Below are 20,849 nucleotides of genomic sequence, written 5' to 3'. Positions count from 1 at the left end.
AATGGGAACGCTCCCAGATGTCCATTGACACCCCCGAAACGCCCCGGCAATCTCATGGGAGCGCTCCCGGCGGTTTGTGGCCGAGGCCACACGATCGCTGACGCGGCGTCAAACCGATCCCCATCGCACGGCGCCGGGCACTGCGCCCGGCGCCGTCGGCGGGCGGACACACGCACCTAAGCGCCACCGGAACAAGCCAGCACCAGCAGCACCGCTGGACACACACGAATCTCCGCCACCACCACAACTCGATTTACCCACCTGAGAGGGGTCAGGGATGAGCGTCATCAGGCGCCGGCTCCGCACCGTCGCGGTCGCCGCGCTCGCCGCGGGCGTGGCTCTCGGCAGCACGGCGTGCAGCAAGAGCGACAACGAGGGGTCCACCGGCGAAGGGGGACAGGTCAAGCTGGTCCTGCAGACCTTCCAGAACTTCGGTTACGACCAGGCGATCAAGGACTTCGAGGCCGCCAACCCCAACATCAAGGTCGAGCACCAGAAGATGGGCGAGCTGCGGGACTTCCAGCCGAAGCTGGTGCAGTGGCTCGCCGCGGGCAGCGGTGCCGGCGACGTGGTCGGGCTCGAAGAGGGTGTGCTGCTGGGGTACGTGCAGAACCACGACAAGTTCGCCAACCTGCTGGAACTCGGGGCAGACGAGCTGAAGGCCAACTTCCCGGAGTGGAAGTGGAACAACGCCATGACCCCGGACGGCAAGAAGCTGATCGGGCTCGGCACCGACGTGGGCGGACTGGCCATGTGCTACCGCAAGGACCTCTTCCAGCAGGCCGGCCTGCCGACCGAGCGCGAAGAGGTGTCCAAGCGGATCAGCACCTGGCAGGACTACATCGCGCTGGGCAAGGAGTTCAAGGCCAGCGGCAAGGCCAAGGCCGCCTGGCTGGACAGCGCGACCAGCCTGATGCAGCCGCACGTCATGCAGAACTCCGAGACGTTCTTCTTCGACAAGGACAACAAGTTCATCGGTGACACCAACCCGGTCATCAAGCAGACCTGGGACATGGGCCTCCAGATGGCCGCCGACGGGCTGACCGCCAAGGCGCAGCGCTGGAGCGCCGACTGGGACGCCGCCTTCAAGAACTCGGCCTTCGCCACCATCCCGTGCCCGGCGTGGATGACCGAGGGCGTCATCGTCCCGAAGTCCGGCCCGGCGAACGCCGGCAAGTGGGACATCGCCAAGATCCCCGGCGGTGGCGGCAACTGGGGTGGCTCCTACCTCGCGGTGCCGGCGCAGACCAAGCACCCGAAGGAGGCGTACCTGCTGGCCAAGTACCTGACCAGCAAGGAAGGCCACCTGGCGGCGTTCAAGGAGGCCGGTGCGATGCCGTCCGACATCGCCGGCATCGAGGACCCGGCGTTCAAGGACAAGAAGAGCGAGTACTTCAGCGGCGCCCCGACCGGCGAGATCTTCGGCGAGAGCGTCAAGAACATGAAGCCGGTCTTCCTCGGCGCCAAGCACCAGCAGATCTGGGAGACGGTGGTCGAGCCGCAGATGCAGGCGGCCGAGCGCGGCCAGCTCAGCTCGGACGCCGCCTGGAAGAAGGCGATGGCCGAGGCCAAGAAGCTGACCAGCTAGGTCGACCGGTGACCTGCCGCGCCCACGGGTGAGGAGTGCCCGTGGGCCGGCGGCGGTGCCCACACCCGGGAAGGGTGTGGGCACCGCCGCGAGGTCACCGGCCGGTCCACCTCCCCGGAAGGACCCCGCAATGAGCTCTGTCGTCGGCGCGGCACCACCACGGCACGCTGCCACGCCACCCACCCCGGAACCGACGCACCGCCGGCGGTCGTACCGCCTCGGGCGCTGGGACATCAAGTACTCGCCGTACCTCTACGTCGCCCCGTTCTTCATCCTCTTCGGGGTCTTCGGCCTCTTCCCGGTCCTCTACACGGTCTACGTCTCGCTCTTCGAGTACGACCTGCTCAGCGGCACCAAGGAGTTCGTCGGGCTGGAGAACTACCGGGTCCTGCTGGACGACGCGCAGTTCTGGAACGCCGCCTACAACACGTTCGGCATGTTCGTGCTCAGCACCGTGCCGCAGCTCGTGGTGGCGCTGATGATCGCCAACCTGCTGAACCGGCAGATGCGGGGCCGCACCCTGTTCCGGATGGGGATCCTGATCCCCAACATCACCTCGGTGGCCGCGGTCGGCATCATCTTCGCGCTGATCTTCGCCGACCGGTACGGCCTGGTGAACTGGCTGCTCGGCACCGTCGGCATCGACCCGGTCGCCTGGCGGGACAACCGCTACGCCTCCTGGTTCGCGATCGCCTTCATGGTCGACTGGCGGTGGACCGGCTACAACGCGCTGATCTACCTGGGTGCGATGCAGGCCATCCCCAAGGATCTGTACGAGTCGGCGTCCCTGGACGGCGCCTCCACCTGGCGGCAGTTCTGGAAGATCACCGTGCCGCTGATCCGGCCGACCATCCTCTTCACGATCATCATCTCCACCATCGGCGGCCTGCAGATCTTCACCGAGCCCCTGATGTACGGCTTCGGGCTGATCCGCGGCGGCGCCTCGAACGAGTTCCAGACCCTGGCGATGTACATCTACGAGCGGACCTTCACCGGCAACTTCGAGTACGGGTCCGGCGCCGCGATGTCCTGGCTGCTCTTCCTGATGATCGTCATCTTCGCGTTGATCAACTTTGCGATGGTCCGCCGCTCGGTCAAGGGGGAGCAGAAGTGACCACCATCCAGACCCTGCCCCGCGCGGTGAGCCCGACGCCGCAGCCGTCCCGCCGACGCCGCGGCCGGGGCGCACCCGGAGCCCGGCTCTGGCAGGCCAGCCCGCTGACCTACCTCGCGCTGGTGATCGGCTCGGTGCTCTCGGTCTTCCCGATCGTCTGGTCGTTCATCATCGCCTCCCGGGACAACAGCGCGGTCTACGAGATGCCGCCGACCCCCGGCGGCAAGCTGTTCAGCAACATCGACCGGATGCTGGCCAACGAGGACGCCGCGTTCCTCTACGGCCTGGTCAACTCGGCCGTGGTCTCCTCCGTGGTGACCATCTCGGTGATCTTCTTCTCCACCCTGGCCGGTTTCGCCTTCGCCAAGCTCAAGTTCCGGGGCAGCAACGCGCTGCTGCTGGTGATCATCCTGACCATGATGGTCCCGACCCAGCTCGGCATCATCCCGCTCTACCTGATGATGGTGGAGCTGGGCTGGACCGGCACCCTCCAGGCGGTCATCGTGCCGTTCCTGGTCCAGGGCTTCGGGGTCTTCATGATGCGGCAGTACGCGATGTCGGCGATCAGCGACGAACTGATCGAGGCCGCCCGGCTCGACGGCTGCTCCACCTGGCGGGTCTACTGGAACGTGGTGCTGCCGGCACTGCGTCCGGCGGCGGCCGTACTCGGTCTGCTGACCTTCATGCAGACCTGGAACGAGTTCCTCTGGCCGTTCGTCGTGCTCACCCCCGACACGCCGACGGTGCAGTACTCGTTGAAGATCCTTTCGTCCGGCCTCTACCAGACGGATTATGTAGCTCTGTTCGCCGGTACCGCGCTGGCGACCCTGCCGCTGCTGATCGTGTTCATCATCTTCGGCCGCCAGATCATCGGCGGCATCATGGAAGGCGCCGTCAAGTCGTGAGCAACTCCGCGAGCCCACTGTCCACGCAACTGCTCGAGGAGGGTGAGGGCGCCACCTTCCCCCCCGACTTCGTCTGGGGCGCGGCCACCGCGGCGTACCAGATCGAGGGTGCGGTGCACGAGGGCGGTCGAAGCGCATCGATCTGGGACACGTTCAGCCACACCCCGGGGCGGGTGGTGCAGGGGCACACCGGGGACGTCGCCTGCGACCACTACCACCGGTACCGGGACGACGTGAAGTTGATGGCCGAGCTGGGACTGAAGGCGTACCGGCTCTCGGTGGCCTGGCCCCGGATCCAGCCGGACGGGCACGGCCCGGGCAACCAGGCCGGGTTGGACTTCTACCGGCGCCTGACCGACGAGTTGCTGGAGCACGGCATCGAGCCGTGGGTCACGCTCTACCACTGGGACCTGCCGCAGGCGATCGAGGATGCCGGCGGCTGGCCGAACCGGGACAGCGCCGCCCGGTTCGCCGAGTACGCCGAGCTGACCGTCGCGGCCCTCGGTGACCGGGTCCGGCACTGGATCACCTTCAACGAGCCGTGGTGCTCGGCCTTCCTCGGCTACGGCTCCGGGGCACACGCGCCGGGGCGTACCAATCCGGGCGAGGCGGTGCGGGCGGCGCACCACCTGATGCTCGGGCACGGCCTGGCCACCCGGGCGATCCGGGCGGCCCGGCCGGACGCCGAGGTCGGGATCACCCTCAACCTGTACGCGGTCTCCCCGCAGACCTCCTCGGAGGCCGACGCCGACGCGGCCCGCCGGATCGACGGGCTGGCCAACCGGATCTTCCTGGACCCGGTGCTGCGCGGCAGCTACCCGGCGGACGTCGTCGCCGACCTGACCCCGGTGACCGACTTCGGCCACGTCCAGGACGGTGACCTGGAGACCATCTCCACCCCGATGTCGTTCCTCGGCATCAACTACTACAGCCGGCACGTGGTCGCGGCCCCGGTCGAGGGGGTCGAGCCGGAGCCGTACTGGCGGGCCCAGTCGAGCTGGCCCGGCAGCGAGCAGGTCCGGTTCGTCACCCGCGGCATGCCGGTGACCGACATGAACTGGGAGATCGACGCCCCGGGGCTGGTCGAGACCCTGGAGCGGGTGCACCGGGAATATCCGGAACTGCCGATCTACATCACCGAGAACGGCTCCGCCTTCGTCGACGAGGTGGTGGACGGCCGGATCGACGACACCGACCGGCTCGGCTACTTCGACGCGCACCTGCGGGCCTGCCACGCGGCGATCGCCGCCGGAGTGCCGCTGCGGGGCTACTTCGCCTGGTCACTGCTTGACAACTACGAGTGGGCGTGGGGCTACACCAAGCGCTTCGGCATGGTCTACGTCGACTACGACAGTCAGCGCCGGATTCCCAAGTCGAGTGCCAGGTGGTACGCCGACGTCATCCGACGTAACGGTTTGGCCGCACAATGAACCTTCGACCTCTGGGCGCGGTTCGTCGTGCCCCCGACTGAGGGTCGGGACGCGGACGAGGCGCTGCCCAGGTCGAAGAAGGTTCAATAGGCGTGGTCAGCCAGTATTGGGGGTGCCCGGCACCGGCCCGCACGGGTTCGGTGCCGGACATCCGACGTCGGAGGGACAGACGATGACAACCCAGCGCACCCGCTCGCTCGGGCGGCCCACCCTGGATGCGGTCGCCGCCCGCGCCGGAGTGGGGCGGGGCACCGTGTCCCGCGTCGTCAACGGTTCACCCCAGGTGAGCCCGGAGGCCCGGGCGGCGGTGCAGCGGGCCATCGCCGAGCTGGGCTACGTGCCCAACCGGGCGGCCCGGGCCCTGGTCACCCAGCGGACCGACTCGGTGGCCCTGGTGGTCTCCGAGTCGGAGGAGCGGGTCTTCGGCGAGCCGTTCTTCGCCGGCATCGTGCGGGGGATCAGCTCCGCACTGCTGGAGACCCCGATGCAGCTCTGGCTGGCGATGGCGCAGTCACCGGCCGAGCGGGAGCGGGTCGAGCACCACCTGACCAACCAGCACGTGGACGGCGTACTCCTGCTCTCGCTGCACGATGCCGACCCGCTGCCCACCCTGCTGGAGCAGCGCGGGCTGCCGACCGTGCTCGGCGGCCGGCCGGCCAGGATGCTCGGCGACCCGTCCGGGGCGTACTTCGTCGACGTGGACAACGCCGGTGGCGCCCGACAGGCGGTCGAATACCTGGTCGGGCAGGGCCGCAAGCGGGTGGCGACCATCGCCGGCCCGCAGGACATGGGGGTCGGCGTGGCCCGGCTGGCCGGCTACCAGGAGGCGGTACGGGAAAGCGGCGGGCTGGTCAGCGAAGCCATGATCGCGTACGGCGACTTCAGCGAGACCAGCGGTGCGGCGGCGATGCGCCGGCTGCTGGACAGTTGCCCCGACCTCGACGCGGTCTTCGTCGCCTCCGACCTGATGGCCTGCGGTGCACTGCGGGCGCTGCGCGAGTCCGGCCGGCGGGTCCCCGAGGACGTGGCGGTGGTGGGCTTCGAGGACGCCCCGATCGCCCGGCAGACCGAGCCGCCGCTGACCACCGTCTTCCAGCCGATGGAGGAGATGGGGCGGCAGATGGCCCGGCTGCTCGTCTCGCGGATCCGGCGGGAGGAGCGCGAGGTGCCGTACGTGCTGCTCGACACCCACCTGGTGCACCGCACCTCCGCCTGACCGGCTGCACGGCCGGGCAGTCCGCCTGACCGGCCGGACGGCCGGGCTGCGGGCCCGGCCGCGCCGCGCGCCGCAGCCGGACGTCTCAGTCGCCCGTCCAGCGCCTCAGTTCGCGGCGGGCCAGCGCGGCCCGGTGCACCTCGTCCGGGCCGTCGGCGAGCCGGAGGGTACGGGCACCGGCCCAGAGCGCGGCCAGCGGGGTGTCCTGGCTGACCCCGGCCCCGCCGTGCGCCTGGATCGCCTTGTCGATCACCCACTCCGCCATCGCCGGAGTCACGATCTTGATCGCCTGGATCTCGGTGTGCGCGCCCTTGTTGCCGACCGTGTCCATCAGCCAGGCGGTCTTCAGCACCAGCAGCCGGGCCTGTTCGATCCGCACCCGCGACTCGGCGATCCACTCCTGCACCACGCCCTGCTCGGCCAGGGGCCGGCCGAACGCCACCCGCCCGGCGGCCCGCCGGCAGAGCAGTTCCAGGGCGCGTTCGGCCATCCCGACCAGGCGCATGCAGTGGTGGACCCGGCCCGGACCGAGCCGCGCCTGTGCGATCGCGAAGCCGTCACCGGGCCCGCCGATCAGATGGTCCGCCGGCACGCGTACGCCGTCGAAGCTCACCTCGGCGTGCCCGCCGTGCGCGCCGTCGGAGTAGCCGAAGACGGTCAGGCCGCGCCGCACCGTCACGCCCGGGGCGTCCCGGGGCACCAGCACCATGCTCTGCTGCCGGTGCCGGGGCGCCTCCGGATCGGTCTTGCCCATCACGATGAAGATCCCGCAGCGTGGGTCCATCGCCCCGGTCGACCACCACTTCCGCCCGGTGACCACGTACTCGTCGCCGTCCCGTTCGATCCGGGTGGCGATGTTGGTCGCGTCCGACGAGGCCACCTCCGGCTCAGTCATGCAGAACGCCGAGCGCAGTTCGCCGTCGAGCAGCGGGCGCAGCCAACGCTCCTGCTGCGCCGGGCTGCCGAAGTCGGCCAGCAGCTCCATGTTGCCGGTGTCCGGGGCGGCGCAGTTGAGCGCCTCCGGGGCCAGGTGCGGGCTGCGGCCGGTCAGTTCGGCGAGCGGGGCGTACTGGAGGTTGCTGAGCCCGGCGCCGTACTCGGGATGCGGCAGGAAGAGGTTCCACAGCCCCCGACGCCGGGCCTCGGCCTTGAGTTCGGCCATGATCGGTGGCCGGCTCCACTGTCCGGCCCCGGTCGTCGGGTCGGCCGCGGCGGCGACCTGCTCGGCGTGGACCGGCTCGGCCGGCAGGATCCGGTCGGTCAGGAAGTCGTGCAGCGCCTCGTGCAAATCGGCGGTGCGCGCGTCGAACCCGAAGTCCATCGGTGCTCCTCGGCAGTTCAGCTCGGCGGGCTTTCCGGTGTGTGCCTTTCCGGTGGCGGTGCGGGCGCCGGTGCGGTGGTCCCGGATGGCCCCGGCGGTTCCCGGGGTCCGGCCGCGACTCTCGGCAGCGGGCCGGGTCAGTTCCGGCGGAACGCGGCCAGGCCGTACGCGATCAGCGGGTGGACCAGGGCGCCGATCCGGTCGAACCCCTCGCCGACGGTCTGCCCCAGGGTGTGCCGGTAGTGGATGCCCTCGCAGATCACGGCGAGCTTGAAGCAGCCCAGCGCGACGTGCCAGTCCAGCGGGCCGACGTCGACGTCGCTGCGGGCCGCGTACCGGTCGATCAGCTCGGCCCCGGAGGGGAAGCCGGCGCGCGGGCCGAGCCCGTCGGCGACCGGGTTGCCGTCGGCCGCGTCCGAGTCGCCGAGCACCTCCCAGTAGGTCAGCAGCAGGCCGAGGTCGGCGAGCGGGTCGCCGAGGGTGGCCATCTCCCAGTCGAGTACCGCCCGGATCGTCACCGCCCGACTCTCCGACGTGTCGTCCGGAGCGGGCCCGCATTCGGCGACCAGGTTGTCCAGGCGGTAGTCGCCGTGCACGATCCGCCCGGCGTTGCAGCCGTCCGGGGCGGTGGCGGCCAGCCGTCGGCGCAGCTCGTCGATGCCGGGCAGCGGCCGGCTGCGGGACCGGTCGAGCTGCCCGCCCCAGCGGCGTACCTGCCGGGCCAGGAAGCCGTCCGGCCGGCCGAAATCGGCCAGTCCGACGGCGGCCGGGTCGACGGTGTGCAGCGTCGCCAGCACGTCCATCATGACCAGTGCGAGCGCCCGGCGCTGGGCCGGCGTCAGCGGGTCGGTCTGGCTCCGGCTCCGGTAGACCACCCCGGGGACCCGTGCCATCAGGTAGAACGGCGCACCGAGCACCGTCTCGTCGGCGCAGTGCAGCAGGGCGGCCGGTACCGGTACCCCGGTCGGGGCGAGCGCCGAGATCACCCGGAACTCCCGGGCCATGTCGTGCGCGGTGGCCAGCACGTGCCCGAGCGGCGGCCGGCGGAGCACGAACTCCTGGTCACCGGAGCGGACCAGGTAGGTGAGGTTGGACCGGCCGCCGGCGATGAGTTCCGCCCGGAGCGGGCCGGTCAGCAGGTCGGGGCGGTGCGCCGCGAGATGCCCGGCCAGCCGGTCGAGGTCGAGCCCGGACGGTGACCCGGCGGGTGGCTCCGGCCGGACGGCGGTGGCCGGCGGATCGGTCATCCGCACAGTTGATGGCATCTGGGCCGTCCAGTCAAGCCCGGGTCGCCAGGGGGCTACCGCCGGTCCGGGCCGGACGGAGGATCAGGGCCGTCGCTATCGGGCTCTACCGCAGCGTCGGCCACCAACTGACCGCCGAGCAGATGTCGAACTGACCGCCGAGCAGATGTCGAAGCCGCTGTCGCGGGGACAGCGACCGGGGCAGCACCGTACGTCTTCGAGGTGAACACGGGTTGTTGCTGCCGGGACATGCCGCTGCAACAGGGGCGAAATGGTCATCGGGCAGCCTGGTTGACAGCTCACCGGCGGAACGCGCGCCGGTCCGCCGACGGAGGGGACGGACATGTTGCTGAGGGTTCGGGTGACCCTGCCGGATCGACCCGGAACGCTCGGTCAGGTCGCCCGTACGCTGGGCGTCGCCGGTGCCGACATCGTTGCGGTGGTGGTGTTGGAGCGGCTGGGCGGCCGGGCCGTGGACGACTTCACGGTGGTCTGGCCCGGTGCCGCCCGGGTCGACCGGCTCTGTGCCGGGCTCGGCGCGATCCCGGGGGTACGGGTCAACGGCATGTGGCGGGCGATCGGCGCACCGAACGGCGGCGGTCAGGACGCCGAGCTGCTCGCCCAGATCGCCGCGAACCCGGCCGACGGGCTGGCCACCCTGGTCGACGCGGTACCCGGCCTGCTGGCCGCCGACTGGGCCGCCGCGGCGGTGGTGCCGGCGGACTGGGCGGCGCGGACCGGGACGGGTGCCGGGACGGTCCGGGGCAGCGGCGCTCCCGCGGTGGCGTACGCGAGCTGGCGGGCACCGAGCCCACTCCAGTTGCCCGAGGTGACCCCGTTGCGGGCCCGCTCGGTGAACGGGCCGGCGGGCACCCACTACGCGGTCGCCCCGTTCGGCCGGGCGGGGCTGGTGCTGATGCTGGCCCGGGTGGACGGCGAGGGGCTGGCGGCGGCCGGTTTCCACGTCACCGAGGTCGACCGGATCGCCCAACTGGTGCGGGCCGCCGCGACGATCCTCGGCGACCGGCTCGACCTGGTCAGCGCGCCGGCGGCGGCGACCGAGCCGGCCCAGCCGCTGGCGGTGGACGGATCGGCTCCCGCGCTGGCGATGCCGCCGGTGGCGGTACCGGCTGCGGCAGCGGCGCCGCGGGCCCTTCCCGGCCCGCAGACGCTGGCCGGGCCGGTGGCGCCGGCGAAGCCCGGTCCGGCCGGTGGACCGGAGATGGCCGCCGCGCTGGCCTCCGGCTCCGCCGTGGCGCCGGTAGGTCCGGCCGCGTTCGCCCCGGCGAGCGGGCGACTGCCGGCGATCATGACCCGTCACGGCTGAGCAACCGGCGGGTAACAGCAGGCGGGCAGGCTGGCACCGGGAAGGAGTTTCGATGACACTGTGGCGGATCAGGGCGACGGTGGCCGACCGGCCGGGTTTCCTCTCCGTACTCACCGCCAGCCTGGCGCTGCGCGGGGTGAACATCCTCACCGTCCAGGTGCACACCACCGAGGCGGGGGCGGTCGACGACTTCCTGGTGGACGCGCCGGCCGAGTTGACCGCCGACGACCTGGTGGCGGCGGTGGAGCGCGGGCGCGGGCGGAACTGCTGGGTGGCCCGCAGCGAGGCGCAGGGCCTGGCCGACCAGCCGACCCGGGCGCTCGGCCTGGCCAGCCGACTGGTGCGCGATCCGGACGGGCTCGGCGAGTCGCTGCGCAGCCTGCTCAACGCCGACTCGGTCACCTGGCGGCCGGTGGTCTCCGGTCCGGCGGGCCCGGGACACGGCGCCGGGACGATGCGGCTGCCCGACCCGTACGGCGGCTCGTTCGAGGTGCTCCGGACGGCCCCGAGCTTCACCCCGGCCGAGTACGCCCGCGCCCAGGCGCTGGTGGACCTGGCCGGCGCGGTGGCCCGGCAGGCCGCCGACCGGGTGACGCTGGTGCTGCCGGACGGCGCCGAGCTCACCGTACGTCCCGCCGTCCCCGACGACCTGCCGGCGGTGCTGTCGATGCAGCACCGCTGCACGGCGCGGAGCCTGCTCCGGCGCTATCCGGGGCGGGGCGCGGCGCCGCCGGAGCGGCTGCGTCGGCTGCTCTCCCCGGCACACGGGGTAACACTGCTGGCGTTGACCGGTGGCGGGGACGGCCAGCCCGAGCGGGTGGTGGCGATGGCGAACCTGGCGCCCGAGGGGGTGCTCGCCGAACTCGGCCTACTGGTCGAGGACGGCTGGCAGCGCCGCGGCCTCGGTGCCGCGCTGCTGCGCCGCCTGGTCGGGTACGGCGCCCGGGCCGGCTACGCCGCGCTGCTGGCGCACACCCCGGCCGACAACGTGGCGGTGCTGCGCATCCTGGACCGGCTCTACCAGCCTGGCACGGTCGACCGGGACGGCGAGCTGCTGACCGTCACGGTGCCGCTGCACGAGCGGCGGGCCGGAGCGTCCTCCGCCGCCGAGACTTCCGCCGCCGCCGAGGTGTAGCGGCGCGGCACAGACCCGGCGGTCCGGTCCTGGTTCGGGGCCGGGCCGGCGGAACCGCCTGACTGGGGCGAGATGGAAGGGGTCCCTCCGGTAGGACGGCCGGAGGGGCCCCTTCCGCGCGTAGCTGGATACCCCGGCCCTCGGGTGGCCGGGCCCTCGGGTGGCCGGGCTGTCGGGTGGCAGGGCTGTCAGGTGGCCGGGTAGCTGTTGTAGTCCGGGAAGTTGCCGTACAGGCGCTGGGCCGAGGGGCTGACGGTGACCGCCTGCACCAGCAGGTCGCCGCCGACGAAGGCGCCCTTCCAGGAGGCGCCCCGGCCACCGAACGGCTCGTCCCGGTCACCCCGGGACCGGGGCTTGTTGATGCCCACCTTGAACGCCTGGAGGTCGACCGCGAGCTTCGCCGCCTTCTCCTCGTCGTCGCAGGCGAGGCTGGCCACCAGGGCGCCGTTGCTGGCGTTCATCGCGGCCAGCAGCTCGTCGGGGGTGTCCACCACCACGATGGTGTCGACCGGGCCGAACGGCTCCGCGTGCATCAGCCGGGACCGGCCGGGCGGGGCCAGCAGCACCGACGGGGCCACGTACGCCGAGGTGTCCTGGCCGGCCAGGAACGGCGCCCCGGCCAGCCTGCCCCGGTAGAGCGGCACCGCGCCGCCCCGGATTGCCTCGTCCACCTTGCGGTGCAGTTCGTCGGCCTTGGCGGCGCTGATCAGCGGCCCGAAGTCGAGGTCCGGCAGCGGGTCGCCCTCGGCCCAGCCTTCGTCCACGGCCAGCGGGTGGCCGAACCGGACCGAGCGGACCACCGGCAGGTACATGTCGAGGAACTGGTCGACCAGCTCCCGCTGCACCACGAAGCGCGGGTACGCCGTGCAGCGCTGCTTGCCGTACTCGAAGCCCTTCTTCAGGTGCGTGGCGAGGCTGTCCCAGCCGGAGAACTCCCAGATGCCCCAGGCGTTCAACCCCTCCTGCTCGATCATGTGCCGCTTGTCGGTGTCGAGCAGCGCGGCGGCGACCTTGCCGCCGTTGGACCGGCCGCCGACGAAGGCCACCGCGCCGATCTCGGGCGCCCGGACCAGCACCTCGGAAAGCTCCGCACCGCCCCCGCTGAGCAGGGTGGCGGGCAGCCCGGCCCGGCGCATCAGCGCGTGCGCCACGGTGAGGCAGACCGCCCCGCCCTGGGACGGCGTCTTGGCGATCACCGCGTTGCCGGCGAGCAACTGCACCAGCTCGGCGTGCACCAGTACGCTCATCGGGTAGTTCCAGCTCGCGATGTTGCTGACCGGGCCGGCCAGCGGTTCCCGGCCGTCGGCCAGCATCCGGTCGATCTCCTCGACGTACCACCGCACGCCGTCGAGGGCCCGGTCCACGTCCGCGCAGGCCAGCCGCCACGGCTTGCCGATCTCCCAGACCAGCAGCAGGGCCAGCAGGTCCCGGTGCACGGTCAGCTCGTCGAGCGCCTCGACCACCCGGGCCTTGCGGTCGGCCAGCGGAACCTCGGCCCAGGCGCGGTGCTCGGCCGAGGCGAACGCGACGGCGGCCCGGGCCGACTCCGCGTCCAGCCGGGACAGGTTGACCAGTACGGTGTTGTCCACCGGGGTACGCACCGGGCTGGGCGTACCGACCGACTGCCAGGTGCCCTCGATCAGGTTGCGCAGCGTGACGGTGCCATCGGGTGGGCCGGCGTCGAGGTCGAACGCTTCGGGGGTCGTCCGCACCGCCCGGGCCAGGGTCTCCGGCCAGGCGGTGCCGTCGGCAAGGCGCAGTGCCATCGCTGTCTCCTCAGGGTCGTCGGCCGGCTGAGTCGTCGGTGTGCAGGGCTCGCCGAGCCGGGAACGATCAGCGTGCGGCGGCGTCGATGGCACCGCTGATCTGGGGTTTTGTCTCCCTGATCTGGCCGTACTGTCTCCCGGGGCCCGCGGCGGCGGCAACCGTACGCCCGTATCCCAGGACGGGAGTCCCGCCGGTTGGCCCGGGCTTCCCTCTAGCTGAGTCGTCGCTCAGCCTGCTGAGCTGGGGAAACGGCGCCTCCTCATCGAGGGGGTTGGATGGTGTGAGGATCGTCAACGAGTAGGAAAGGGCTTTCCTCTAGGCATCCCGGGGGACGCTCCGCTGCCCGACGGCGGGGAGGTGTCGCCGGTTTGGGTCCTTCACAAACCGGCAATGGCGCGGTTACATTGTCTGCTATCCATGGGAGCGCTCCCGGGCTCCGGTGGACCGAGATCCAAACCCTCGCCCGGCACCACCGCAGCACAGTTTTCCCAGGCCCCAGCACCCGCGTCGTGCACCGCGCAGGGAGAGGGGCGGATGCGCCCACATCCGCCCCTCGTGTCCTCCGCTACGCGTCGCCGCGCGCGGCTCCACGGACAGGAGCAATTCTAGTGCGCGACCGTATCGCCCCGGCCCGGCCGAACGGGCAACGTCCCCGGCCTGGTCCCCGGCCCAAGCCAGGCGCCCGGCAACGCCTCGACGGTCGGCAGCGACCAGACGGCCGGCAGCGGCCCGACCGCGGCCAGCGGCCGGGCCGCTGGTACCTCCGCGCGGTGGCCGCCGGCGCCACCGCACTGGCCGCCGCGGCGGCGGTGCTGACCGGGGTCGCCCCGGCCGCCGCCGTACTGCCGCCGCCGGCCGACGCGACGACCGGGGCCGCCGCGCCGGCCTTCAACTACGGCGAAGCGCTCCAGAAGTCGCTCTACTTCTACGAGGCGCAGCAGTCCGGCGCGCTGCCCGACTGGAACCGGGTCTCCTGGCGCGGCGACTCGGCGCTGACCGACGGCTCCGATGTCCGGCTGGACCTCACCGGCGGCTGGTACGACGCCGGTGACCACGTCAAGTTCGGCTTCCCGATGGCGTTCAGCGCCACCATGCTGGCCTGGGGCGCCGTCGAGTACCGCAGCGGCTACCAGTCCTCCGGCCAGCTCCCGCACCTGCTCAACAACCTGCGCTTCGTCAACGACTACTTCATCAGGGCGCACCCTGAGGCCAACGTCCTCTACGGACAGGTCGGCAAGGGCGACGACGACCACAAGTGGTGGGGACCGGCCGAGGTGCTGCCGATGGCGCGGCCGGCGTACAAGATCGACGCGAGCTGCGGCGGCTCGGACCTGGCCGGCGAGACGGCGGCGGCGATGGCCGCCTCCTCGATGGTGTTCCGGCCCACCGATCCGGCCTACGCGGACCGGCTGGTCGCGCACGCCCGCCAGCTCTACAGCTTCGCCGACAGCGTGCGCCGGGCCTACCACGAGTGCATCACCGACGTGACGAACTTCTACCGGTCCTGGAGCGGCTACCAGGACGAACTGGTCTGGGGCGCGATCTGGCTCTACCGGGCCACCGGGGACGCCAGCTACCTGACCAAGGCGGAGACCGAGTACGACCGGCTCGGCACCGAGCCACAGCAGAGCACCCGGCTCTACAAGTGGACGGTGGCCTGGGACAACAAGCAGTTCGGCGCGTACGTGCTGCTGGCCAACCTGACCGGGAAGCAGAAATACGTCGACGACGCCAACCGCTGGCTCGACTACTGGACCGTCGGGGTGAACGGGGAGAAGGTGCGTACCTCTCCGGGCGGGATGGCGGTGCTGGACACCTGGGGCGCGCTGCGGTACGCCGCCAACACCGCGTTCGCGGCACTGGTCTACAGCGACAGGACCACCGACGCGACCCGGAAGACCCGCTACCACGACTTCGCGGTCCGACAGATCGACTACGCCCTCGGCGACAACCCGCGCAACTCCAGTTACATGATCGGCTTCGGCGCCAACCCACCGCGCAACCCGCACCACCGCACCGCGCACGGCTCCTGGTGGGACAGCATGCAGGTGCCGGAGGCGACCCGGCACACCCTCTACGGCGCGCTGGTCGGCGGGCCGTCCTCGCCCAACGACGCGTACACCGACAGCCGGTCGGACTACGTGATGAACGAGGTCGCCACCGACTACAACGCCGGGCTCACCTCCGCGCTGGCCCGGCTGATCTCCGAGTACGGCGGCACGCCGCTGGCGAACTTCCCGCCGGCCGAGACGCCGGACATCGACGAGATCACCGTGGAGACCACGGTGATGCAGGCCGAGCCGAGGGCGACCGGGATCAAGGCGATCGTCTACAACAAGTCCGCCTTCCCGGCCCGGGCGCTGACCGACTCCTCGTTCCGGTACTACTTCCGGCCCGAGGGGACCAGCGCGATCCAGGTGACCAGCGGCTACACCCAGGGCTGCCCGGCACCGACCAGCGCCCGGCAACTCTCCGGCGACATCTGGTACGTCGAGGTCGACTGCTCCGGCTACACCATCGCCCCGGCCGGACAGTCGGCGCACCGGATGGAGGTGCAGTTCAAGATCGGGGTGCCCGAGGGGGGCACCTGGGATCCGAGCAACGACCCGTCGTACCAGGCCGCCGCCGGGCCGAACCCGAAGCTGGCGCTCTACGAGGGCGGCGCGCTGATCTGGGGCGCCGAACCGGCGCCGTCGGCTCCGGACAGCACCGTGCCGAGCGCGCCGGGCACCCCCACCGCCGCCGCCGTGACCGCTGGCGGAGCCATCCTGAGCTGGACCGCCGCCACCGACGACGTCGGGGTCACCGGCTACGACGTGTACCGGGAGAACGGCGCCGGCGACGTCCTGCTCGGCTCGGCGGCCACGCCGACGTTCGCGGTGACCGGGCTGGCGGCCGGGACGGCGTACCAGTTCTACGTGGTGGCCAGGGACGCCGCCGGCAACCGCTCGACGGCGTCCGCGCCGGTCTCGGTGACCACCCCGAGCGGTCCGGCCGGCGGCTGCCGGATCGGCTGGACCGGCAACGGGTGGAGCACCGGGTTCAGCGGCACGATCACCATCACCAACACCGGGACGAGCACGGTGCAGGGCTGGACGCTGGAGTTCGCCCTCACCGCCGGAGAGCGGATCACCCAGGCCTGGTCGGCGACCGTCACCCAGTCCGGTACGGCGGTCACCGCCACCGACCTCGGCTACAACGGCGCGCTTGCCCCGGGCGCCTCGACCAGCTTCGGATTCAACGGCACCTCCACCGGCAGCAACCCCCGGCCGACGTCGTTCACGCTCAACGGCGCGGCCTGCGCGACCGGCTGATCCGTCCCTTGGCCGGTCCCCGCCGGGGCCGTCGGGCGGTACCAGCAGGCTGCCCGACGGCCCCGGTCCGGTGGATCGGGGCTATCCGTGCAGCGGTTCCCGGGCCTTGGCGGTCGCCTCGTCGAGCCAGTCGAGATACCACCGGGCGAAGCCGATCCGCTCGCCGTGTGGACCGGCCAGCGGAGTGAAGCCGCCGTCGTCTGCGGTGTCGTCGGCCCACATCGCACCGCGCTCCGGGCCGCTGACCACCAGCAGGTGCCGGTACGCGCAGCCGAGGTGGCACAGGTAGACGGCGCCGACGGTGTGCAACGGGTCGTACGCCACCCGGTCGTGCAGCTCCCAGTAGGCGTCCTCGGCCGCGTTGAACTCCTCGACCGTGCCGAAGTCCTCCTCGTCCGGCGGCTCCGGCAGCTCGGCCGCCGGGTTGAACGGGCCGGTGTGCGGAAACGGCTCGGCGAGAGTCCTGATCTCGGTGAGGTCGGCGCCGTCACCCTCCCAGCGCCAGCGACCGTCCACCCGGCGCAGCGGGAAGAGGCCGTAGAACGGGCCCGCCCCGCCCCGGCCCACCTCCAGCAGGAAGCCGCGGTAGTCCTCCGGCAGCCGCACGCCGAGCTGCTCCTCCAACTCCGCCAGCTCGGCCGGGCGGAGCGGTGGATCGAGCAGCCACCCGTGGCCGTTGGCGCCGAAGACCTTGGCATCGGGCGTGGTGGAGAGCGCGGCCACCCGGTCGCGTACCCCGGACCAGTCGATGTTCGTCACGGGCCGGACCCTATCGGGGCGGTCCGACGGATCGGCAGCCCCTTCGCCGGCGCCCCGGGACCCGCCCGTCGCGGCCCCGAGCCGGTCAGAGTCCGCGCTGGGCGGCGAGCCGGTCCACCGCCTCCTTCGCCTCCCGCAGCCCCTCGCCGGTGGCCTCCCGGTACGCCTTGACGGCCGCGATCTTCTGCCCCCGCTCCAGCTGCGCCACCACCTCCGGCAGCGCCGGCTCGGGCACGGTGAGGCCGAAATGGTCCAGGACCAGGTCGAGTTTGCGTTCGACCCGGCGGAGCCGGGCGGCGGTTTCCCGCTGGCGCCGGGCGGCCGACGACATCTCGGTCATCACCAGCACGAGCAGGGGGAGAGCGACGACGGGAACCAACCACGAATCCATGGCACGGTATTCAAGCAGGTGACGTCGGCGGTGTCTCCGGTCGGCTCCGTTGGCTTTCGGCGAGGTTGGCCAGCGCGGTGACCGTGTGCGGGTGCTCCTCGCCCAGGGCGTGCCGAAGCCCCTCGGCCGCCTCCTCGTGCAGTTGCCGGGCCAGCGCGAGGTCACCGCGGGCGCCGGCGAACACGCCCAGGTTGTCGATCACGATCAGCGTGTCGGGGTCACCCGTGCCCCGTACCTCCCGGGACAGCCGGACCGCCTCGGCGGCCAGCTCGTACGCCGCGTCGACCTCGCCCAACCGGAACAGGCACTGGGCGAGGTTGTCCATCGAGGTGAGCGTCTCGGGATGGGCCGTGCCGCGCAGCCGGCGGGCGGCGGCCAGCTCCCGCTCGTGCAGCTCGCGGGCCCGGGGCAGGTCGCCGGACGCCTGGAGCACCAGGGCCAGGTTGTTGACCGCGTACCAGGTCACCGGGTGGTCGTCGCCGAGCACCCGGCCGGAGAGTTCCACCACGCGTTCGCCCAGCTCGCGTGCCTCCGCCAGTTCGCCGAGCGCCCGCCGTACGTCGACCAGGTTGCTCAGCAGCGCGATCGACTGCGGCTTGGCGTCGCCCCACTGCCGCCGGGCCAGCGAGACCGCTTCGGTCAGCGCCTCGGCGGCGGCGGTGAGCTGCCCCCGGGCGACCAGAGCACCGGCCCGCCGGCCGCGCCGGTGCACCCGGAGCATGGTCGTCCAGTCCCGCAACCCCGCCACGGTCACCTCCGGCCTCCGGGGAAATCGGCGCGGATCACTCTACGCGCTTGCGGCTGCCGGGGCGGCGACGCGTCCGATGTGGACGCCGCCGCCGGCGCCCGGGTCACGGGGCCGGCGGCGGCGACTCGTCGAAGCTGCCCTCAGCGGGTCCGCAGCCCGTATCCGTACGGGAAGAGCGGGCGGTAGTTCCGGTCGCCGACGTTGATCGGCACCTGCGCCTCGCTGCGCGGCCAGCTCACCGAGAGCCTGCCGGTGAACGGGCGCCGGCCGAAGAGGACGTCGGCCACCCCGGCACCCTCGCTGCCGGGCAGCCAGGAGGCGACCAGCGCGTCCATCTGACCGAGCTGGTCGGTGAGCACCTGCGGCCGGCCCGAGACGACGAGCACCACGCAGGTGTCGATCGCGCCGCAGACCTTGTCGACGACCGCCTTGTCGCCGGGCTGCAGGGAGAGCGACTTCTCCTCCTGCTGCGGCGTCGTGCACCAGCCGCACTCCGGCCCGCCGACGTCACCGAAGCCCTCGGTGTACGGCGTCTCGCCGACCACCACGACGGCGACGTCCGAGCCGGCGGTCGGGGCGGAGCCGTCCGCGCTGTAGGTGACCTGGGCGCGCGGCGCCACCTCGCGGATGCCCTCCAGGATGGTGGTACCCGGGATGATGTCGCCGGAGGCGCCCTGCCAGGTGATGGTCCAGCCGCCGGCCTGGTTGCCGATGTCGTCGGCGTTCCGGCCGGCGACGTAGATCTTGGCGTCCTTGCGCAGCGGCAGTGCCCGGTCGCTGTTCTTCAGCAGCACCTGCGACTCGGCGACCGCCCGTCGGGCCAGCGCCCGGTGCTCGCGGCTGCCGACCTCGTCGACGTCGTCGGCGGAGGCGTACGGGCGCTCGAAGAGGCCGATCTCGAACTTGGCCCGCAGGATCCGGCGTACCGCGTCGTCGATCCTGGCCTGGCTGACCCGGCCGGCCCGCACCTCGGCGAGGAGCAGGTCGATGAACTGCTTGGCGTTGTTCGGCACCATGAACATGTCGACCCCGGCGTTGACCGAGGTCCGCACCTTGTACGCGGTCAGCCCGGCCACGGTCGGCTCGTCCGGGTCGGGGATCTGGTGGATGCCCTCCCAGTCCGAGATGACGAAGCCCTTGAACCGCTGCGCCCCCTTGAGTACGTCGGTGAGCAGTTCCTTGTGCGCGTGCATCTTGACCGGGTTGCCGACGCCGTCCTCGATCCAGTCCACACTGGAGAACGACGGCATCACGCTGTCCACGTCGTGCCGGCGCAGTGCGGTCCAGAACGGCGCGAGGTTGGTCCGGGCGAAGTCGGCCCGGGTGGTGACGGTGACGCCCTGGTCGATGACGTACCGCTGGGAGCCGGACGGCAGGCTCTCGTTGGCGTCGGCGGCGGCCTGGTCGTACTCGGTGTCGCCGTCCCCGGCGTAGTGCTTGATGGTGGCGAGCACCCCGGCGTCGCGCAGCCCGTCGACGTAGCTGCTCATCTCGCCGACCAGCCCCGGTTCCTCGCTGAACGCCTCGTAGGCCCGGCCCCAGCGCTCGTCGCGGGAGACGCAGAGGCAGGGGGCGAAGTTCCACGGTATGCCGGTCGCCTTCACCTCCTCGCCGGTGGCCTTGCCGATCTGCCGGACGAGTTCCGGGTTCCGGGTCGCGCCGAGGCCGATGTTGTGCGGGAAGACGGTGGCGCCGTAGACGTTGGCGTGCCCGTGCACCGCGTCGACGCCGTAGATGATCGGGATGCCCAGCCGGGTGCTCAGCGCCTGCCGCTGGAAGTTGTTGATCATCGACACCCAGGCTTCCGGGGTGTTCGGGGTGGGGATGGAGCCGCCGCCGGAGAGCAGCGAACCGAGGCCCCACTGGGCGACCAGCGTCGGGTCGGCGTCCACCGCCAGCCGCTCGGCCTGGGCCATCTGGCCGACCTTCTCCGCCAGGGTCATCCGGCCGAGCAGGTCGTTGACCCGCCGGTCGATCGGCAGCCTCGGATTGCGGTAGTCGGGCTTGCCGCCGTGGCCGCCGGAGCCGGCGGCGGTGGCGGCGGTGGCGGCGGGGTCGGTGGCCTCCGGCGCCGCGGACGCCGCGCCGGTGGGGAGCAGCGAGACGACCAGCAGGCCGGTGAGCAGGGTTATCAGTGGTGTTCGGGATCGCGAGTGTGGACGCATGTCGTGCCTCCAGAACGAAGTCGGGGTGCGCGCCAGGCCCGATCCTTCCGGTGACCATAAGACGGCGTCAATATCGGACGGTAAAGGTTCCTTCCTGAGAGCGCTCTATCCATGGGGTTTCGTCCGCCTTCATGGGCATTCGCAGTCTCCGATCCGGGGAAGACCGGCCGTCGTCGGCGGCGACGGCACGTCGGCGGGATCGAGCGGCACATCCGGGGCGCGAGCCGGATCCGGCGTACGGAGGTGTTCGTCGCACGGAGTGGATCGACGGTTGACAGCGCGTCGGCGTCCTATCAAGATCTACTTTGTGCGAAGCGCCTTTCTGACCAAGCGGGGTCACATCGACCTCCTGCGCGTCGCCAGCGCCGCCTGTCGACCGTCCCTCTGACGCCGGGCTCCAATTCCGTTCCGCCCTGCCGGCGGCG

At 71.9% G+C, this 20,849-nt stretch carries 15 protein-coding genes and 1 pseudogene; 9 read left to right on the top strand and 7 right to left on the bottom strand.

Annotated features, from left to right (window positions below; genetic code table 11):
• Nucleotides 1-277 precede the first annotated feature (277 nt).
• The 5 genes from ACQEVC_RS43470 (at nucleotide 278) to ACQEVC_RS43450 (ending at nucleotide 6,253) form a co-directional block, all read left to right on the top strand.
• On the top strand, nucleotides 278-1,588 hold the full coding sequence (locus ACQEVC_RS43470; RefSeq protein ID WP_432890105.1) for an extracellular solute-binding protein: 1,311 nt from the start codon (nucleotides 278-280) through the stop codon (nucleotides 1,586-1,588).
• Nucleotides 1,589-1,718: 130 nt separating this feature from the next.
• Nucleotides 1,719-2,702 carry a carbohydrate ABC transporter permease gene (locus tag ACQEVC_RS43465; protein ID WP_346259547.1) on the top strand — a complete coding sequence of 328 codons (984 nt, stop codon included), beginning with the start codon at nucleotides 1,719-1,721 and terminating at the stop codon, nucleotides 2,700-2,702.
• 26 nt (nucleotides 2,703-2,728) lie between these two features.
• Nucleotides 2,729-3,607 (top strand): carbohydrate ABC transporter permease, encoded by an 879-nt coding sequence (locus tag ACQEVC_RS43460; RefSeq protein WP_346259621.1) that lies wholly within the window; start codon nucleotides 2,729-2,731, stop codon nucleotides 3,605-3,607.
• Entirely contained in the window at nucleotides 3,604-5,037 is a 1,434-nt protein-coding gene (locus ACQEVC_RS43455; protein WP_432890103.1) for a GH1 family beta-glucosidase, read from the top strand. The genes ACQEVC_RS43460 and ACQEVC_RS43455 overlap by 4 nt, the downstream gene beginning before the upstream one ends.
• Before the next feature lie 172 nt (nucleotides 5,038-5,209).
• Complete coding sequence (locus ACQEVC_RS43450) at nucleotides 5,210-6,253, top strand: LacI family DNA-binding transcriptional regulator (protein ID WP_318398105.1); 1,044 nt, start codon at nucleotides 5,210-5,212, stop codon at nucleotides 6,251-6,253.
• A gap of 85 nt (nucleotides 6,254-6,338) precedes the next feature.
• Here ACQEVC_RS43450 and ACQEVC_RS43445 read toward each other — a convergent pair whose 3' ends face one another.
• Nucleotides 6,339-7,574, bottom strand: a complete 1,236-nt coding sequence (locus ACQEVC_RS43445) for an acyl-CoA dehydrogenase family protein (protein WP_432890100.1) — start codon at nucleotides 7,572-7,574, stop codon at nucleotides 6,339-6,341.
• Between the two features lie 137 nt (nucleotides 7,575-7,711).
• Nucleotides 7,712-8,821: a phosphotransferase family protein gene (locus tag ACQEVC_RS43440; RefSeq protein ID WP_432890098.1), complete on the bottom strand. Its 1,110-nt coding sequence runs from the start codon at nucleotides 8,819-8,821 to the stop codon at nucleotides 7,712-7,714.
• Nucleotides 8,822-9,161: 340 nt separating this feature from the next.
• Between ACQEVC_RS43440 and ACQEVC_RS43435 the strand changes: the two are divergent.
• A pseudogene (locus tag ACQEVC_RS43435) lies at nucleotides 9,162-9,878 on the top strand (amino acid-binding protein); the annotation flags it as partial.
• 319 nt (nucleotides 9,879-10,197) lie between these two features.
• The gene (locus ACQEVC_RS43430) at nucleotides 10,198-11,280 is read left to right on the top strand and encodes a GNAT family N-acetyltransferase (RefSeq protein WP_432890096.1); all 1,083 of its coding nucleotides are present in this window, start codon (nucleotides 10,198-10,200) and stop codon (nucleotides 11,278-11,280) included.
• A 188-nt stretch (nucleotides 11,281-11,468) separates the two neighbouring features.
• Here ACQEVC_RS43430 and ACQEVC_RS43425 read toward each other — a convergent pair whose 3' ends face one another.
• Nucleotides 11,469-13,046, bottom strand: coding sequence for an aldehyde dehydrogenase family protein (locus tag ACQEVC_RS43425; RefSeq protein ID WP_432890094.1), 1,578 nt, complete (start codon nucleotides 13,044-13,046; stop codon nucleotides 11,469-11,471).
• A gap of 771 nt (nucleotides 13,047-13,817) precedes the next feature.
• Here ACQEVC_RS43425 and ACQEVC_RS43420 point away from each other — a divergent pair.
• Entirely contained in the window at nucleotides 13,818-16,361 is a 2,544-nt protein-coding gene (locus ACQEVC_RS43420) for a glycoside hydrolase family 9 protein (protein WP_432892044.1), read from the top strand.
• 81 nt (nucleotides 16,362-16,442) lie between these two features.
• Here ACQEVC_RS43420 and ACQEVC_RS43415 read toward each other — a convergent pair whose 3' ends face one another.
• From ACQEVC_RS43415 to ACQEVC_RS43400, 4 genes are all read right to left on the bottom strand, one after another.
• Entirely contained in the window at nucleotides 16,443-17,120 is a 678-nt protein-coding gene (locus ACQEVC_RS43415) for an SMI1/KNR4 family protein (protein WP_432890092.1), read from the bottom strand.
• Nucleotides 17,121-17,205: 85 nt separating this feature from the next.
• Complete coding sequence (locus ACQEVC_RS43410) at nucleotides 17,206-17,511, bottom strand: ribosomal protein L7/L12 (RefSeq protein ID WP_432890090.1); 306 nt, start codon at nucleotides 17,509-17,511, stop codon at nucleotides 17,206-17,208.
• Between the two features lie 10 nt (nucleotides 17,512-17,521).
• Complete coding sequence (locus ACQEVC_RS43405) at nucleotides 17,522-18,265, bottom strand: tetratricopeptide repeat protein (RefSeq protein WP_432890088.1); 744 nt, start codon at nucleotides 18,263-18,265, stop codon at nucleotides 17,522-17,524.
• Between the two features lie 134 nt (nucleotides 18,266-18,399).
• Complete coding sequence (locus ACQEVC_RS43400) at nucleotides 18,400-20,424, bottom strand: glycoside hydrolase family 3 protein (RefSeq protein WP_432890086.1); 2,025 nt, start codon at nucleotides 20,422-20,424, stop codon at nucleotides 18,400-18,402.
• Between ACQEVC_RS43400 and ACQEVC_RS43395 the strand changes: the two genes are divergently transcribed.
• Entirely contained in the window at nucleotides 20,423-20,812 is a 390-nt protein-coding gene (locus ACQEVC_RS43395) for a putative leader peptide (RefSeq protein WP_432890084.1), read from the top strand. The genes ACQEVC_RS43400 and ACQEVC_RS43395 overlap by 2 nt on opposite strands.
• The last annotated feature ends 37 nt before the right edge of the window (nucleotides 20,813-20,849 follow it).

Origin of the sequence: Plantactinospora sp. CA-294935, assembly GCF_050936445.1 — a bacterium.
Classification (GTDB): Bacteria; Actinomycetota; Actinomycetes; order Mycobacteriales; family Micromonosporaceae; genus Plantactinospora.
The sequence above is the reverse complement of the archived record's forward strand: the minus strand, read 5'-3'. Positions and strand labels throughout refer to the sequence as shown.

Bases quoted from the DNA above. Each gene is read 5' to 3' on its own strand.
- ACQEVC_RS43470 (WP_432890105.1), top strand. From the start codon at position 278: ATGAGCGTCATCAGGCGCCGGCTCCGCACCGTCGCGGTCGCCGCGCTC.
- ACQEVC_RS43465 (WP_346259547.1), top strand. From the start codon at position 1,719: ATGAGCTCTGTCGTCGGCGCGGCACCACCACGGCACGCTGCCACGCCA.
- ACQEVC_RS43450 (WP_318398105.1), top strand. From the start codon at position 5,210: ATGACAACCCAGCGCACCCGCTCGCTCGGGCGGCCCACCCTGGATGCG.
- ACQEVC_RS43445 (WP_432890100.1), bottom strand. From the start codon at position 7,574: ATGGACTTCGGGTTCGACGCGCGCACCGCCGATTTGCACGAGGCGCTG.
- ACQEVC_RS43440 (WP_432890098.1), bottom strand. From the start codon at position 8,821: ATGACCGATCCGCCGGCCACCGCCGTCCGGCCGGAGCCACCCGCCGGG.
- ACQEVC_RS43430 (WP_432890096.1), top strand. From the start codon at position 10,198: ATGACACTGTGGCGGATCAGGGCGACGGTGGCCGACCGGCCGGGTTTC.
- ACQEVC_RS43425 (WP_432890094.1), bottom strand. From the start codon at position 13,046: ATGGCACTGCGCCTTGCCGACGGCACCGCCTGGCCGGAGACCCTGGCC.
- ACQEVC_RS43410 (WP_432890090.1), bottom strand. From the start codon at position 17,511: ATGGATTCGTGGTTGGTTCCCGTCGTCGCTCTCCCCCTGCTCGTGCTG.
- ACQEVC_RS43395 (WP_432890084.1), top strand. From the start codon at position 20,423: ATGTCGTGCCTCCAGAACGAAGTCGGGGTGCGCGCCAGGCCCGATCCT.
- ACQEVC_RS43400 (WP_432890086.1), bottom strand. From the start codon at position 20,424: ATGCGTCCACACTCGCGATCCCGAACACCACTGATAACCCTGCTCACC.